Below are 15,451 nucleotides of genomic sequence, written 5' to 3'. Positions count from 1 at the left end.
TACAAAGTTTTGATTTCTGCCTTTAAGGAAGATGATTCTATAAATTAGGCGGAATACAAATATCCGGCGCGCATAAACCAGGAAATTTAAGCGTTATTACTTCAAAAGTATTCAAATCTACGCGGCGGATAGCATGATTATTCGTATCACTAATATATAGATATGAATTTATAGCACTCAATCCCGAAGGTTCAAAAAACCGAGTGTTCTTACCTTGACCATCTTGTAAACCAGCAGAACCATCTCCCAAAACTGTTTGACAATTCCCATTAGGGCTAACTAATTTAATTTTATGATTATAAGTATCTGCCACCCACAAAAAATTCTGCGCGTATTCCACTCCTAAACAGTGTTGTAAACGGACATCTTCACCTTGTCCATCTACATCGCCAAAATCAAATAAACCGCCACTACCGCAAACAGTTCTTACTTGATACGGTTCGACAATTCCTACACCACGAATTGAACTAACTTCACTGTCAGCAATATATAATTCTTGCTCATTATTAGTAATACCGCTAGGTTGAGCAAAGGCAGATTCAGTAAGTGAACCATCAATACACGCTTCTGCACCAGTACCAGCATAAGTTTTGATGATACCAGTTTCTAAATCCATTTGCCAAATTTGATGCGGCCCAGCCATTGCAATAAATAGGGTATTTCCTACTTTCACTAAATCCCAAGGAGAATTTAGTGCGGTTTCTAAACCAGCACCGCTATGAGGATGGATATTACGGCTTTGTTCGCCAGTCCCCGCAATAGTTTCGACGATTTGGCGTTTTAAATCAACTCGCCGCAGTGCATGATTTTCTGTATCAGCAACATAAAGAATCTGATTTTCGGCATCATAAGCCATTCCTTGCGGTGCAAAAAATTGTGCTTCGCTAAATGAACCATCGGTTAAGCCAGATTTTCCAGTACCAATTAAATGTAGAATTTCTCCGTCGAAACTACTCATAACTAGGCGGTGATGTCCAGAGTCAGCGATGAATAAACCCATTTGAGTAGCTAGAACTTTACCAGGAAAAGCTAAAGGTGTGATTAATGGTTGGCGCTGTTTTTCTAAAGTTAAGTTGATTTCTTGGAAATTAATTGTGCCTTTGTCTTGGTGTTGCTGAATTAACTTTTGAATCAACTCATCTAAAGTGTCACGATTTCCTTCACCAGAAATCTGGGCGATCGCATAACCTTCTGGATCGATAACTATTAATGTAGGCCAAGCACGCACAGCATACTCTTCCCAAATCCGAAAACCGCTGTCAACTACAATAGGATGTTCAATGTCGTAGCGCAGGATGGCTTGGCGAATATTTTCTGTTTCTTTTTCGTTATCAAATTTGGCAGAGTGAACGCCGATAATAGTAAGACTATCTTTATATTTTTGTTCTAAATATTTCAGGTTTGGCAGAATATGCAGACAATTGATACAGCAGTATGTCCAAAAGTCTAAAATTACGACTCTACCCTTAAGTTGTTTAAGAGACAATGGTTTATCGGTATTGAGCCAAGAGTAATTTTGTGGTAATTCTGGCGCTCTGACACGGGGAATCATACTAATTCGTAATTCGTAATTCGTAAATAATAATTTAACGTGGCTGTATTTGTTGTGAAAGGACTTGAAAAATTAACTACAACGGAGTTATCAGGCTGGGTGCAGCTAGCGAAAACCCAAGTTGAACGAGGACAAGTTGCCGATCGCATTCCGCAATTGGCTAAAGCTAATCCTGATTGGTTTGCAGTTCATATCTGCTGTAAATCTGGACACACCATCAGCTTTGGGGATACAGCTTGTGTGTTCCCGCTAATGAGTGTAATTAAGACATTTTCTCTACTTTATCTGCTAGAACATCTCAGAGCAGAAACTGTTTTCGGCTGGGTTGGGGTGGAACCATCGGATGCACCCTTCAATTCTTTAGAACAATTGATTAGCGATCGCGGCCATCCCCGCAACCCGATGATTAATAGTGGGGCAATTACTTTGTCTGATAAGTTACCAGGAAAGGACGCGAACGAACGCACTTTTTTATTTTGTCAATGGCTCAACCAATTAGCAGGTTGTCAACTAAGCTTAGATGAGGTGATGCTAGCTTCAGTGCGATTAACCCGCTCAAAAGCCAATGAAGCGATCGCAAACTATCTTGCCGAAACAGGTCATCTAAAAAATATTGAAATAGCACTTGACACCTACGAGCAAATATGCTGTATATCTGGGCGAGTTGAAGATTTAGCCGTATTAGGAAAACTGCTAGCTTGTGAAAATAGCTATTTTTCACCACAAAACCGTCGCATTGTCAACGCTGTGATGTTAACTTGTGGACTTTATGAAGCTTCTGCCAAGTTTGCAGTCAGAATTGGTCTACCGATGAAATCAGGAATTGGTGGTGGGCTTGTAGCAATAGTACCAGGAGAGGGGGCGATCGCTTGTTACAGTCCAGCTTTGGATGGTGTAGGAAATCCGGTCGCGGGTCTTGTTTTTGTTGAGGCTTTAGCACAAGAGTTGCAGTTGAGTATTTTTGGCTAAATCCTGTTTTTGAATAGGCAGAGAAATTATAAATTCTCTACCACTACCCACCTCAGATTTACAAATTAGTCGTCCTCCATGTTTTGCGACAACCATCTGATGACTAATTGAGAGACCATTTATAAAGTAAATCTTTAGACAACAAGACGACGCAACATAACACGAGTCATAACGGCATATATAGCAGCTTCACTCATTTCGGGAAGACGCTCATAATCCTTACTGAGACGATGATATTGGTTAAACCATCCAAATGTTCTTTCTACTACCCAGCGTTTGGGTAAAACCTCAAATTCTTTTTTTGTACGCTGCATGACCTCAACATGAGCTTGAATCATAAGCCACACGGCTAGGGCAAACTTATCACCGTTATAGCCAGAATCAACCCACATGACCTCGACTTTTTCCAAAACTTCTGGATGTTCTTCTAGCAGTTCCATCAAAGCATAGGCTGCAAGCACTCTTTCTGGAGCGTTTGCTTCACTGACCACAACTTTGAGTAATAGTCCCAGACTATCAACTATAGTTTGGCGTTTACGTCCCTTGACTAGTTTACCGCCATCAAAGCCGTACACTTCCCCCTTTTTTCAGTCGTTTTTACCGACTGAGTGTCTGCTGCGATGCCTACGGCGAGCTTCGCTAACGCAGTTGGTTGTGCTGACTTACCCATTCGTTCCCGAACCTGGTTACGTAGTGTGTGGTTCAATTCTTGCCAAACTCCTTGTTTATGCCATTTCCGGTAGTAACTGTAAACCGTTGAGCTTGGAGGAAAGTCTCGCTCGTTGCATGTCCCATTGACAACCTGTTTTCAAGTGGTAGTAGATGGCGTTGCATACTTCGCGCATATCAGTTGTGCGCGGATGTCCACCGGACTTAGCTGGTGGAATTAAGGGAGCTAGAATAGCCCATTCTGAGTTACTTAGGTCGGTAGAATAAGCCTTTCGAGTCATTGAACGCTACGTAAATGCTCTGTCTCAAAAGTATCTTATCGTTATCATTTCATTTGATTACCCACCTTTAGATTTACTTTATAAATAGCCTCTGAACGTGAGTTCGACAGACCTCTGCCTCTCCTAAAAGGCTACGGTGTACACAAAAGTTTTCTAAAGCTGTCCCACGTCTTGAGCTGTAATGTAAATGCATCGACTTGTTATGCCAATACATCGACTTGTTATGTAAATGCATCGACTTGTTATGCCAATACATCGACTTGTTATGTAAATGCATCGACTTGTTATGCCAATACATCGACTTGTTATGCCAATACATCGACTTGTTATGCCAATACATCGACTTGTTATGTTAATGCATCGACCTGCAAAGATTAGCCCACCCTAAGTTACACCTAACTTTTCACGTTATGTGGAAAAGCTAACGATTGACCTAACCCCCTAACCCCCTTCCCTGCGAGGGAAGGGGGAAATTCAAAGTCTCTCTGTTTTTGGAGAGAGAAATAGAAGAAAGGTTTTCCAGATACCATGAAAATTCAGGTTTTTCGGGTAATTCAACAGAAGGAGGTGTTGGCGTTACCTCTGCTTATGGTTCTAGTGTTGGCGTAATAATTTCTGGTGCAGGAGACTCAATAATCTCTGGCAGCGTTGGTGGCAAACTAGGAGATGGGGCAACTGTTACTTGGGGAGTAGGTGTCTTGGTCGTTCGACGGTTAAAAAATCCGCCAAATCTAGATTTTGTTGGTTGAGGCGCAACTTTTTCGGGTAACGGTGTTGATTCGGGAGTTGGCGTTACCTCTGGCTGTGCTTCTGGTGTTGGCGTAATAATTTCTGGTGTTGGAGACTCAATAATCTCTGGCAGTGTGGGTGGCAAACTAGGAGATGGTGCAACTGGTGCTTCTGGGGTAGGAACTTTACCAGCCCCACGGTTAAAAAATCCACCAAATCTAGGTTTTGTTGGCTGAGGCGTTACTTTTTCAGGTAACGGTGTTGATTCGGGAGTTGGTATTACCTCTGGCTGTGGTTCTGGTGCTGGGGACTCAATAATTTCTGGTGTTATTGGAGACAAGCTGGGAGTTGGTGTAGCCGTGGGAACTTCTAATTTTGGTTGTTCTGGCTGTGTTTTGGATTTTTCTGGAATTTCAGTTTCCGGAATCGGCTGTTTTTCTACCTTGGGCTGTGTTGGGGGTGTTTTTTCCACAGAAGGTGTGGGTGTGGGTTTAGGTGCAAGTTTATAATTCGGGTCTACAATAGGGCGCACCTCATCTGCTGTGAGTTCTCCTCTGACAATTCTCGACAAAGTGTCTTTACCCTTTGGCTGGTAGTCAATCAATCTAACTGTAGTATTAAAAGCATTTTTGACAGCATTTCCCTGATTATCGATAAATTCTAGTTTTACCCAGTTTTTCCCTGGACGGAAGCCTTTAAGATAAACTGCCTGCCAGCGATCGAAAATAAAGCTTTCACCATTAATAGTGGAGCGAATGCGCCAATCACTGAACTCGTCGTTGGGGTTTTCCTTACCAACAAGGTGCAGAGGAGCGTTAGTTAGGTAAAAGTCCAGTAAGATTGGTTCTGCCCCGTAGCTACTTTGAGGACGGCTGTAAGTTAGCAGGGGTAATTTAGGATCTGGGGTGTTGTCGTCGGTTTTGGTGAAGACGTGAAATGTTGTTTGGGCATAAGCGCCTTCATTCTTAAAGCTTTCATGCCAAGGACGAGAGGCAAAGACGCGCAGGGTATGACTACCTGGAGACAAGTCTGGCAAAACTAAAGGCTGATTCAGGTCGTAAACAGGTATATAAGGTTGATTATCCAGAATTACGTGTAAATGTGGCCCCAGTTGTAATTGTGGGTCTTTAAATATTGGTAGATCCTTAACCTGAAAACTAACTGTAACTTTGTTGTCTTGAAGAACTTCATCAAATTTTGGAGTAACAATTGTCACTTGTGGCTGATAAACTTCCAAAATTAGACGCAGTTCTTGAATAACAGATGGAGGGGAAACTTCCGAAAATTGCTTTGAAATTTGAGAAATCTTTGGAGAGTTTTCTTTATAGGCAGTAGATACTTCCTGGCTGTCGGCTTTCTCACCGCAACTGGTTAAGCTTAATACCAGCACTAATATCATTACCCACCTGAGAATCGAGAACCTCTGAGGGAGGAACTTCTCTAACACCCTTTTCTGCCACGAGTTCATGCGCTGCACCCAGTGATAGTCTTTGACAATTGACAGATTATTTTGGCTCAAACTGTCCATCTGGAACTATAGCCCAAAAGGCGAAATCTGCCTCACATCCTATAAGTTTTCCTTTATGTCTCATCAAATTTTAAAATAAGTCATATTCTCTACAGCGTTTTACTTGCAAAAATTGAAATATGACATAAATATTCATGAGTAATTGCAGTAAAAGTTGGGACATCGGTTACATACAGCCAAACCATAAATTTTACGAATTGTTATTGTTTGTAAATTAAATAGCTAAAGTATTGACTTTTGGACAAAAAGTTTGAAGTTAAAAGCCAGTTAAGGCATGAATTTCAGCAATATTTGAGCAAGTTTGAATTATTGTTAAAATATCTCTAACAATGTACAAGTGAAGACTTTATAATTCAACGAGAAACAACAATCCACATAGGTCTTCATCGCGGCTTCAGTACAATTCTGGAATTTGCGGTAATGGTTAATTTTGTGGTATTCATGATTCCTCATTCCTTATCAAGAGAGGAGGTCGAATGACAATAAGTCCTCCGGAGCGAGAGGAAAAAAAGGCAAGAGTAATCGTCGATAATGACCCAGTTCCAACCTCATTCGAGAGATGGGCGCAACCTGGACACTTTGACAGATCCTTAGCCAGAGGTCCCAAAACCACCACATGGATTTGGAACCTGCACGCACTCGCCCATGATTTTGATACACATACAAGCGATTTAGAAGACATCTCCCGCAAGATATTCTCAGCCCACTTCGGCCACCTGGCTGTAGTGACAATCTGGTTGAGTGGGATGATTTTCCACGGCGCGAAGTTTTCTAACTACGAAGCTTGGCTAAGTGACCCGTTAAACGTTAAGCCTAGCGCTCAAGTCGTTTGGCCCATTGTCGGACAAGACATTTTAAACGGTGATGTTGGCGGTGGTTTCCACGGTATTCAAATCACCTCCGGTTTGTTCCAAGTATGGCGTGGTTGGGGGATTACCAACTCATTCCAGCTTTACTGCACAGCGATCGGTGGATTGGTATTAGCAGGCTTGTTCCTATTTGCCGGCTGGTTCCACTACCACAAACGCGCTCCTAAACTGGAATGGTTCCAGAATGTGGAATCGATGCTAAATCACCACCTGCAAGTACTGCTAGGTTGTGGTTCCTTGGGATGGGCAGGTCACTTAATCCACGTGTCCGCACCGACCAACAAGCTTTTGGATGCAGGCGTTGCTATAAAAGACATACCCTTGCCCCACGAGTTCATATTGAACAAAGACTTGTTGACCGAACTGTACCCTGGCTTTGCAGCTGGTTTAGCACCTTTCTTCACCTTGAACTGGGGTCAGTATGCTGACTTCCTCACCTTCAAGGGCGGTCTGAACCCGGTAACAGGCGGCTTGTGGTTGACTGATATTTCTCATCACCACTTAGCGATCGCAGTTCTCTTTATCATTGCTGGTCATCAGTACCGAACCAACTGGGGTATTGGTCACAGCATTAAAGAGATCCTAGAAAACCACAAAGGTCCTTTCACCGGTGAAGGTCACAAAGGTCTCTACGAAAACCTGACCTCATCTTGGCACGCTCAGTTGGCAACTAACCTCGCCTTCCTGGGTTCGTTGACCATCATCATCGCGCATCACATGTACGCGATGCCCCCCTATCCATATTTGGCAACTGATTACGCTACACAGTTGTGCATATTCACTCACCATATTTGGATCGGTGGCTTCTTAATCGTTGGTGGAGCAGCTCACGCTGCCATCTTCATGGTGCGCGATTACGATCCAGTTGTGAATCAAAACAACTTGCTCGATCGGGTAATTCGTCACCGGGATGCGATCATTTCTCATCTAAACTGGGTGTCTATATTCCTCGGCTTCCACAGCTTTGGACTGTACATCCACAACGACACGATGCGTGCATTGGGTCGTCCCCAAGACATGTTCTCTGATACGGCAATTCAATTGCAGCCAGTATTTGCCCAGTGGATACAAAATATCCACGCTTTGGCTCCTGGTACAACTGCACCCAATGCCCTAGAACCAGTTAGCTATGTCTTTGGCGGCGGTGTATTGGCTGTTGGCGGGAAAGTGGCAGCTGCACCCATTGCTTTAGGGACAGCGGACTTCCTAATTCACCACATTCACGCTTTCACCATTCACGTCACCGTCCTAATTCTGCTCAAAGGTGTGCTGTTTGCCCGTAGCTCTCGTCTGATTCCAGACAAAGCAAACCTGGGCTTCCGCTTCCCCTGCGACGGGCCTGGTCGTGGCGGTACTTGTCAAGTGTCTGGTTGGGATCACGTATTCCTCGGACTCTTCTGGATGTACAACTCCCTGTCTATTGTAATTTTCCACTTCAGCTGGAAGATGCAATCAGATGTTTGGGGAACCGTAGATGCAGATGGTGTTGTGACTCACATCACTGGTGGTAACTTTGCTCAAAGCGCCATCACGATCAATGGTTGGTTGCGTGATTTCTTGTGGGCACAAGCGACACAAGTCATCAACTCCTACGGCAGTGCGCTATCTGCTTATGGACTTATGTTCTTAGGCGCTCACTTTGTTTGGGCATTCAGCTTGATGTTCCTGTTCAGTGGTCGTGGCTACTGGCAAGAATTAATTGAGTCCATTGTTTGGGCGCATAATAAACTGAAGGTAGCACCATCAATTCAGCCTCGCGCTTTGAGCATTATTCAAGGTCGGGCGGTAGGGGTAGCTCACTACCTATTAGGTGGAATTGCTACTACTTGGGCATTCTTCCATGCACACATCCTTTCAGTAGGGTAGCAATCAGGAAATTTTGGATTTGAAATTTTAGATTTTGGATTGAATCCAAAATCTAAAATCCAAAATCCAAAATTCAACTGGTATTTGATGGCTAAAGGTCAGAGGATTTATTAAACCTATGGCGACAAAATTTCCGAAATTTAGCCAGGATCTCGCACAGGACCCGACGACTCGTCGGATATGGTATGCGATCGCTACAGGCAACGACTTTGAAACCCATGATGGCATGACGGAAGAAAATCTTTACCAAAAGATTTTCGCAACTCACTTCGGTCACTTGGCAATCATCTTCCTGTGGGCATCCAGCCTCCTGTTCCACGTAGCCTGGCAAGGTAACTTTGAACAGTGGATTAAAGATCCCCTTCATATCCGTCCCATCGCCCATGCGATTTGGGACCCCCACTTTGGTAAACCAGCGATCGAAGCTTTTACCCAAGCTGGCGCTAGTAATCCGGTAAACATTACCTACTCTGGTCTCTACCATTGGTGGTATACCATCGGTATGCGGAATAACAGCGAACTGTACAACGGTTCAGTGTTCTTGCTGGTATTCGCTGCTGTATTACTGTTTGCTGGTTGGCTGCACTTGCAACCCAAGTACCGTCCTAGCTTGGCATGGTTTAAGAGCGCTGAACATCGCCTGAACCACCACTTAGCAGGTTTGTTTGGTGTTAGTTCCTTGGCGTGGGCTGGTCACTTAATTCACGTTGCTGTCCCTGAATCTCGCGGTCAGCACGTAGGTTGGGATAACTTCCTGAATACCCCACCCCACCCAGCAGGTTTAACACCATTCTTTACAGGTAACTGGGGTGTTTACTCTCAAAACCCTGACACTCCTGGACATATATTCGGGACATCGCAAGGTGCAGGAACTGCAATTCTGAGTTTCTTGGGTGGTTTCCATCCCCAGACAGAAGCTTTGTGGCTGACTGACATAGCTCATCACCACTTGGCGATCGCAGTTTTATTCATCGTTGCTGGTCACATGTACCGGACAAACTTTGGGATTGGTCACAGTCTCAAAGAAGCATTGAATGCCAAGAATTTCTTTGGTATTCCTGTTGAAGGCCCGTTCAACCTACCTCACCAAGGTATCTACGACACCTACAACAACTCCCTGCACTTCCAATTGGGATGGCACTTAGCAGCGCTAGGTGTTGTTACTTCCCTAGTAGCGCAGCACATGTACTCCATGCCTTCCTACGCATTTATTGCGAAGGACTACACAACCCAGGCAGCGTTGTACACGCATCACCAGTATATTGCTGGATTCTTGATGCTTGGTGCATTTGCTCACGGAGCAATCTTCTGGGTACGTGATTACGACCCAGAGCAAAACAAAGGCAACGTACTTGAGCGCGTGCTGAAGCACAAAGAAGCGATTATTTCCCACCTCAGCTGGGTATCCCTTTTCTTGGGCTTCCACACCCTTGGTCTGTACGTCCACAACGACGTAGTAGTTGCTTTCGGTACTCCTGAAAAGCAAATCTTGATTGAGCCAGTATTTGCTCAATTCGTCCAAGCTGCTAACGGTAAAGTACTGTACGGTTTAGATACTTTGCTATCTAACCCAGATAGTGTTGCTTACACAGCATGGCCCAACTACGCTAACGTTTGGTTACCAGGCTGGTTAGATGCCATCAATGCTGGTACTAACTCTCTGTTCTTGACAATTGGGCCTGGCGATTTCTTGGTACACCATGCGATCGCTTTAGGTCTGCACACCACCACCTTGATCTTGGTCAAAGGTGCTTTAGATGCCCGTGGTTCTAAGCTGATGCCCGATAAAAAGGACTTCGGCTATTCCTTCCCTTGCGACGGCCCCGGTCGTGGCGGTACTTGCGACATCTCCGCTTGGGATGCCTTCTACCTAGCTGCGTTCTGGATGCTCAACACCATTGGTTGGTTGACCTTCTACTGGCACTGGAAACATCTCGGTATTTGGCAAGGTAACGTTGCTCAGTTCAATGAGAACTCTACATACCTCATGGGCTGGTTCCGCGATTACCTCTGGGCTAACTCCGCTCAGTTGATTAACGGCTACAACCCCTACGGCGTGAATAACCTGTCTGTTTGGGCTTGGATGTTCTTGTTCGGACACCTAGTTTGGGCTACCGGCTTCATGTTCTTGATCTCTTGGAGAGGTTACTGGCAAGAGTTGATTGAAACCCTTGTTTGGGCACACGAACGCACTCCTCTAGCTAACTTAGTTCGCTGGAAAGACAAGCCCGTTGCTCTGTCCATCGTTCAAGCTCGCGTAGTTGGTTTAGCTCACTTTGCAGTTGGTTACGTTGTAACTTACGCTGCATTCTTGATTGCTTCTACCGCTGGTAAGTTCGGTTAATTCGGCTGCTAGTTTTGTAGATAAGTAATAAAAATCCCCTGCCGTAAGGTGGGGGTTTTTTTGTTAAATTGATTAAGTTTAAAATTACAGTAATAGAAGTTAAAAATACTATAAAAATAAGTGGAAATAAAGTGCAATTTCAACAAAAATCTATTCTCAAAGAAAGTTGGTGGCTGATGTGGTGTAGTTTTCCTAACTTAAATTGGGCCAGGTTAAGAACTTACGATGATTTCTCCGCTGAGATATTAGATTGTGATGGTTCTAAATATACATTTTCTAATGAAGAAGAAGCACGTTACTTCTTAATGGAGGATGAATATACACAATTTGAATCACTTGACCAAGAAGATGAACAAGAACTCGGTATCCCGTTGTGTTTCATACAGATACCGGAAGGAAAAAACGAAAACGAATTAATAGAAAAAATGTATGTAAAACAAACCGAAATACGAAATGAACACTAAACTTGTTGAATCACTGTTGCAAGTAATTCTATCTCTCTCTGATGAAGAGCGATCGCTTTTGAAAGAAAAGCTATTTTTCGATGAATCAGAGCCTTCAACTGATGAGCTAGTGCTACTTGCCCAGAATGGAGGAGCCTTTAACTTTCTTGAAAATGAACCAGATATATACTCACTTGACGACGGAGAAGCTATCTAATGTCTATCCAAAAATGTCAACATTCAAAACCATGACAAACTGGCAAGAACGCATTACTCAAAACCCAAATGTTATGTCACGGTAAACTGTGCATTAAAGGAATGGGCATCATGGTATCTGTCATCCTTGATAACCTCGCCGAGGGACTGACATTTGAGGAAATTATTCAAGAGTATCCACCACTGATTTTAGAAGATATTAGAGCTGCTATTGCTTATGCAGCACAATTAACCAGAGAAGAGGAATTACTGCCACTGCGATCAGGTTGTCTTGTAGTGGCAGACGAAATACAAACGCGAATCAGGCGATCGCAATGATAGTATATGGAAAATCAGAGGAGTTATCAGGTGTCTATTCCCGAAATTACCGAAAAGCTATTAGCAGCAAAACGAGAAAAAGGACTAAGCTTTGCCGATTTAGAAAAAATTCTCGGACGCGATGAAGTCTGGATTGCTGCTGTCATCTACCGTCAAGCTAGTGCTTCCCCAGAAGAAGCCAAGTTACTAGTCGAAGCATTGGGGCTAGGTGCAATTTATATTAATGAGTTGACTGAATATCCTGTCAAAGGATTAGGCCCAGTTGTACCAACCGATCCGTTGATTTATCGTTTCTACGAAATCATGCAGGTGTACGGATTCCCCATTAAAGCCGTGATTCACGACAAATTCGGCGATGGAATTATGAGCGCCATTGACTTTACTTTAGATGTGGAGAAAGAAGAAGACCCCAAAGGCGATCGCGTTAAAATCATTATGTCTGGGAAATTTCTACCATATAAAAAATGGTAATGTTTCAATAACATCAAAACAAGTTATAACTATAAAACTGATATTACTTGATAACTCTTGCAAGAAGAACCAATAACGCCAGTAAAAGAAATAATTTTTACTCCCTATTACATTCAGCAAAATGGAGCAGCATATTTAGGTGATAGCCTGAAACTGATTAAATTCATTGACGATAATAGTATTAATTTAATTATCACCTCACCGCCATTTGCCCTCACGCGTAAAAAAGAATACGGGAACGAAACTGCTGAAAAATATATCGAGTGGTTTTTGCCTTTTGCCTATGAATTTAAAAGAGTACTGGCAGATAATGGCTCATTCGTAGTGGATTTAGGCGGCGCTTACTTACCTGGTAATCCCGTGCGAAGTATCTACCAATACGAACTTTTAGTCAAATTATGCAAAGAAGTAGGTTTCTTTCTTGCTCAAGAATTTTACCACTATAATCCGGCTCGACTGCCAACCCCTGCTGAGTGGGTGACAATCAGGCGGATTCGTGTGAAAGATTCTGTAAATACAGTTTGGTGGTTGTCTAAAACACCCAATCCTAAAGCAGATAACAGAAAAGTATTAAAACCCTATAGCCAGAGTATGAAACAGTTACTCCTCAATGGCTATAAAGCAAAAATACGTCCTAGTGGACATGATATTTCTGATAAATTTCAAAAAGATAATCAAGGTGCAATTTTGCCGAATTTGCTAGAAATTGCTAATACTGAATCGAATAGTGCTTATTTACGACGCTGCAAAACAGCAGAAATTAGACCCCATCCAGCACGCTTTCCTCAAGGGTTCGTCGAGTTCTTCATCAAATTTTTAACTGATGAAGGTGATATGGTATTAGATCCATTTGCAGGTTCTAATACAACTGGCTTTGTTGCTGAAACTCTGCAACGCCGATGGATATCTTTTGAAATTAATGAAAATTATGTAATGGGAAGTCGTTATCGATTTAGCCAATAACCAAATTAAGTAAAGAGTCAAGAGTGAGAAGTTATTAAAATTTATAACTCATAACTCTTAACTCTTAACTTCTAACTACTTACTCAAATTTCTCCATTCACTTGCATTTGATGAACTCGATCGGCTAGCTCTTGACGACCTCGATCATCTAGTTTATCAATAGCTAACATCCCCATCAGAATAACTTCTTTCAGGGTCAAACGTGTGGAATGTGCCTGTTTTTGCACAATCTCTTTAATAATGGGACTGACACCAATCGCTGTACTAGCTCTAGCCACAGAAGAAAAGGAAACACTAATGATTCAGCCTAAATCTTAGCACTTTCAATGAGGTTATTCTCTAGAGCTAAAACTTAATTTAAGTGTGTTTCAACTCATACTTCAAGGAGTAGACATAAATTTGAAATTACGTATAGTGAGTTATCAAATTTTCAGTATGGCAAACCTGATACTTGCTCATTGAGGACACGTTATCGTATGATATCAATATTCTCAAAAGTTAGAATTTTGGCTATTTTTTCCAAAATTTCCACTAAGTTCTCAATTGTCATATTGAAGATACGAGCTAATTTTGATATAGCAGGGAAGTCAACTGTTGTCGTTTTGTGACGACGCGCATAACTTGTAACTCTGCTGCAAATTACCTCACAATGGTCAGAAGCTTCTTTTAGTGACCACACTTTCACTTGTGCTAGTTATCGAAGCTGTAATCTGAACTAATCACATCTTTAATAACTAGCCAACTCTCATGCGATCGCGACAATTAACTGAAATCTAGAAACCTAAAATCTGATGTTTATTTCACATATCAGCAACATCAAAAGCAAAAACCTCTGTTCTGAGATCCTCAAAAATCACTCACTAATCGCCAGTTTGCAAACCCTGGTTATATTTGCGATAACTGAGTTAGAAAAAGCGAGCGGCTGATGAGAACAGTGCTTTCAGCAGAAGTATTCGCACAAATAAGACTTGTATACCACCGGGAAAACCCTACTTTAAAGAGATCGTAAATTGTCATATATAATCTCATGAACACGCTTTACAGAAATATACAGCGTAAATAAAAATAATAACTTAACCAAAGTAAAATTTTCCTGAATACAGCCAATTAATGCCGTCATAAGGAAAAGCAGTGAGTAGAGGAGAGAGAAAGCGATGAGGGACCCTTATCTGTTGGCAGCAGGCTTGTTAACAGGATTAGCAATACCAGCATCGGCTCTTCCACATCTGTCAATTGTCCTGCCAGAAAGTTCTAGATTCCTGTGGGATTTAAAACAGGGTTCGCAGACGATAGTCAGTACAAAAATTATCAATAGCGTCGATCTCTCCTTACCCGAACTCAGCTCTCAAGCGTTCCAACCCCTAAAAAGTTCGCAGCCAATAGTAAGTGAGAAAAACGTCCCTAGCGTACCAGAATTCAGCAGTCAGGGATTACCAGTATCAACAGAGTCATCACTCAACCCCAGCACCCAAGCAACTAGCCTCTTATTGACATCTGGAAATCAACTTTACTACCAAAGATTGGCAGCTCTGAAAACAGGTCAGATTTATACACGCGTAGATAGTGATAATTTGCAATCATTGTGGGAGTCGATCAAGAAACGTCAACTAACTTATGACGACTGGAAAAGTTTATTAGCTTTAGAAGCAAGAGCGATCGCTCAAGGTCAAGGTGCAAATCATCTAAGTATTTTAGTTGGTGATTCTTTGAGCATGTGGTTTCCCAGAGAAAAACTGCCTGCTGGTAAATTGTGGCTGAATCAAGGCATATCTGGAGATACTTCTAGTGGCGTTTTAAAAAGATTGGGGGCATTTTCAGCAACGCGGCCAGATGTTATTTACATTATGGCTGGGATTAACGATCTACGAAAAGGCGCTAGTGATGAAACAATTTTGTATAATTATCGCCGGATTGTCCGGCGTTTACGCCAGACTCACCCCAAAGCTCAAATCATTGTCCAATCAATTTTGCCTACTCGTTTACCAAAAATTTCCAATAGCCGTATTCGTCACCTCAACATCCAACTAACCGCGATCGCTAGACAAGAAGGTGCTAATTATCTCAATATTTATAGCTGGTTTACGGATATGGAAGGCAATTTGCGCCCAGAGTTGACCACAGATGGGTTGCACCTGTCTCAAGAGGGATATGATGTGTGGCGAACGGCACTACAGCAGATAGAATACACACTCACTCAGCGTGAGAATTGAGCGATCGTGCCGACACTAAAAGC

General features: G+C 42.6%; 12 protein-coding genes and 1 pseudogene. 9 read left to right on the top strand and 4 right to left on the bottom strand.

What is annotated here, in order from left to right; genetic code table 11:
* Nucleotides 1-37: 37 nt before the first annotated feature.
* Complete coding sequence (locus tag ACR5KR_RS16485; protein WP_448267217.1) at nucleotides 38-1,552, bottom strand: thioredoxin-like domain-containing protein; 1,515 nt, start codon at nucleotides 1,550-1,552, stop codon at nucleotides 38-40.
* Between the two features lie 39 nt (nucleotides 1,553-1,591).
* Here ACR5KR_RS16485 and glsA point away from each other — a divergent pair, with 39 nt between their 5' ends.
* Nucleotides 1,592-2,521 (top strand): glutaminase A, encoded by a 930-nt coding sequence (gene glsA, locus ACR5KR_RS16480; RefSeq protein ID WP_445631430.1) that lies wholly within the window; start codon nucleotides 1,592-1,594, stop codon nucleotides 2,519-2,521.
* A 134-nt stretch (nucleotides 2,522-2,655) separates the two neighbouring features.
* On the opposite strand, the pseudogene ACR5KR_RS16475 reads toward glsA, so the two are convergent.
* Together ACR5KR_RS16475 and ACR5KR_RS16470 are read right to left on the bottom strand one after the other, a co-directional pair.
* A pseudogene (locus ACR5KR_RS16475) lies at nucleotides 2,656-3,471 on the bottom strand (IS5 family transposase).
* 586 nt (nucleotides 3,472-4,057) lie between these two features.
* The gene (locus tag ACR5KR_RS16470; protein WP_448270221.1) at nucleotides 4,058-5,668 is read right to left on the bottom strand and encodes a hypothetical protein; all 1,611 of its coding nucleotides are present in this window, start codon (nucleotides 5,666-5,668) and stop codon (nucleotides 4,058-4,060) included.
* Nucleotides 5,669-6,204: 536 nt separating this feature from the next.
* Between ACR5KR_RS16470 and psaA the strand changes: the two genes are divergently transcribed.
* The 7 genes from psaA to ACR5KR_RS16435 all read left to right on the top strand — a co-directional run bounded on the left by psaA (nucleotide 6,205) and on the right by ACR5KR_RS16435 (nucleotide 13,218).
* Nucleotides 6,205-8,463, top strand: coding sequence for a photosystem I core protein PsaA (psaA, locus tag ACR5KR_RS16465; protein ID WP_445631431.1), 2,259 nt, complete (start codon nucleotides 6,205-6,207; stop codon nucleotides 8,461-8,463).
* 118 nt (nucleotides 8,464-8,581) lie between these two features.
* On the top strand, nucleotides 8,582-10,807 hold the full coding sequence (gene psaB, locus ACR5KR_RS16460) for a photosystem I core protein PsaB (protein WP_448267216.1): 2,226 nt from the start codon (nucleotides 8,582-8,584) through the stop codon (nucleotides 10,805-10,807).
* 68 nt (nucleotides 10,808-10,875) lie between these two features.
* Nucleotides 10,876-11,271, top strand: coding sequence for a hypothetical protein (locus ACR5KR_RS16455; RefSeq protein ID WP_445631433.1), 396 nt, complete (start codon nucleotides 10,876-10,878; stop codon nucleotides 11,269-11,271).
* Nucleotides 11,261-11,467: a hypothetical protein gene (locus tag ACR5KR_RS16450; RefSeq protein ID WP_448267215.1), complete on the top strand. Its 207-nt coding sequence runs from the start codon at nucleotides 11,261-11,263 to the stop codon at nucleotides 11,465-11,467. Before ACR5KR_RS16455 ends, ACR5KR_RS16450 begins: the two co-directional genes overlap by 11 nt.
* Nucleotides 11,468-11,577: 110 nt before the next feature.
* Nucleotides 11,578-11,784 (top strand): DUF433 domain-containing protein, encoded by a 207-nt coding sequence (locus ACR5KR_RS16445; RefSeq protein ID WP_448267214.1) that lies wholly within the window; start codon nucleotides 11,578-11,580, stop codon nucleotides 11,782-11,784.
* A 30-nt stretch (nucleotides 11,785-11,814) separates the two neighbouring features.
* Nucleotides 11,815-12,255 carry a cyanase gene (gene cynS / locus ACR5KR_RS16440; RefSeq protein WP_448267213.1) on the top strand — a complete coding sequence of 147 codons (441 nt, stop codon included), beginning with the start codon at nucleotides 11,815-11,817 and terminating at the stop codon, nucleotides 12,253-12,255.
* A gap of 57 nt (nucleotides 12,256-12,312) precedes the next feature.
* Nucleotides 12,313-13,218 (top strand): DNA-methyltransferase, encoded by a 906-nt coding sequence (locus ACR5KR_RS16435; protein WP_448267212.1) that lies wholly within the window; start codon nucleotides 12,313-12,315, stop codon nucleotides 13,216-13,218.
* 83 nt (nucleotides 13,219-13,301) lie between these two features.
* On the opposite strand, the gene ACR5KR_RS16430 is transcribed toward ACR5KR_RS16435, so the two are convergent.
* Nucleotides 13,302-13,496, bottom strand: a complete 195-nt coding sequence (locus ACR5KR_RS16430; protein WP_094342069.1) for a hypothetical protein — start codon at nucleotides 13,494-13,496, stop codon at nucleotides 13,302-13,304.
* 876 nt (nucleotides 13,497-14,372) lie between these two features.
* Here ACR5KR_RS16430 and ACR5KR_RS16425 point away from each other — a divergent pair.
* Complete coding sequence (locus ACR5KR_RS16425) at nucleotides 14,373-15,428, top strand: SGNH/GDSL hydrolase family protein (protein WP_445631436.1); 1,056 nt, start codon at nucleotides 14,373-14,375, stop codon at nucleotides 15,426-15,428.
* Nucleotides 15,429-15,451: the final 23 nt, after the last annotated feature.

It is taken from the genome of Nostoc sp. DSM 114159 (genome assembly GCF_053470285.1).
The sequence above is the reverse complement of the archived record's forward strand: the minus strand, read 5'-3'. Positions and strand labels throughout refer to the sequence as shown.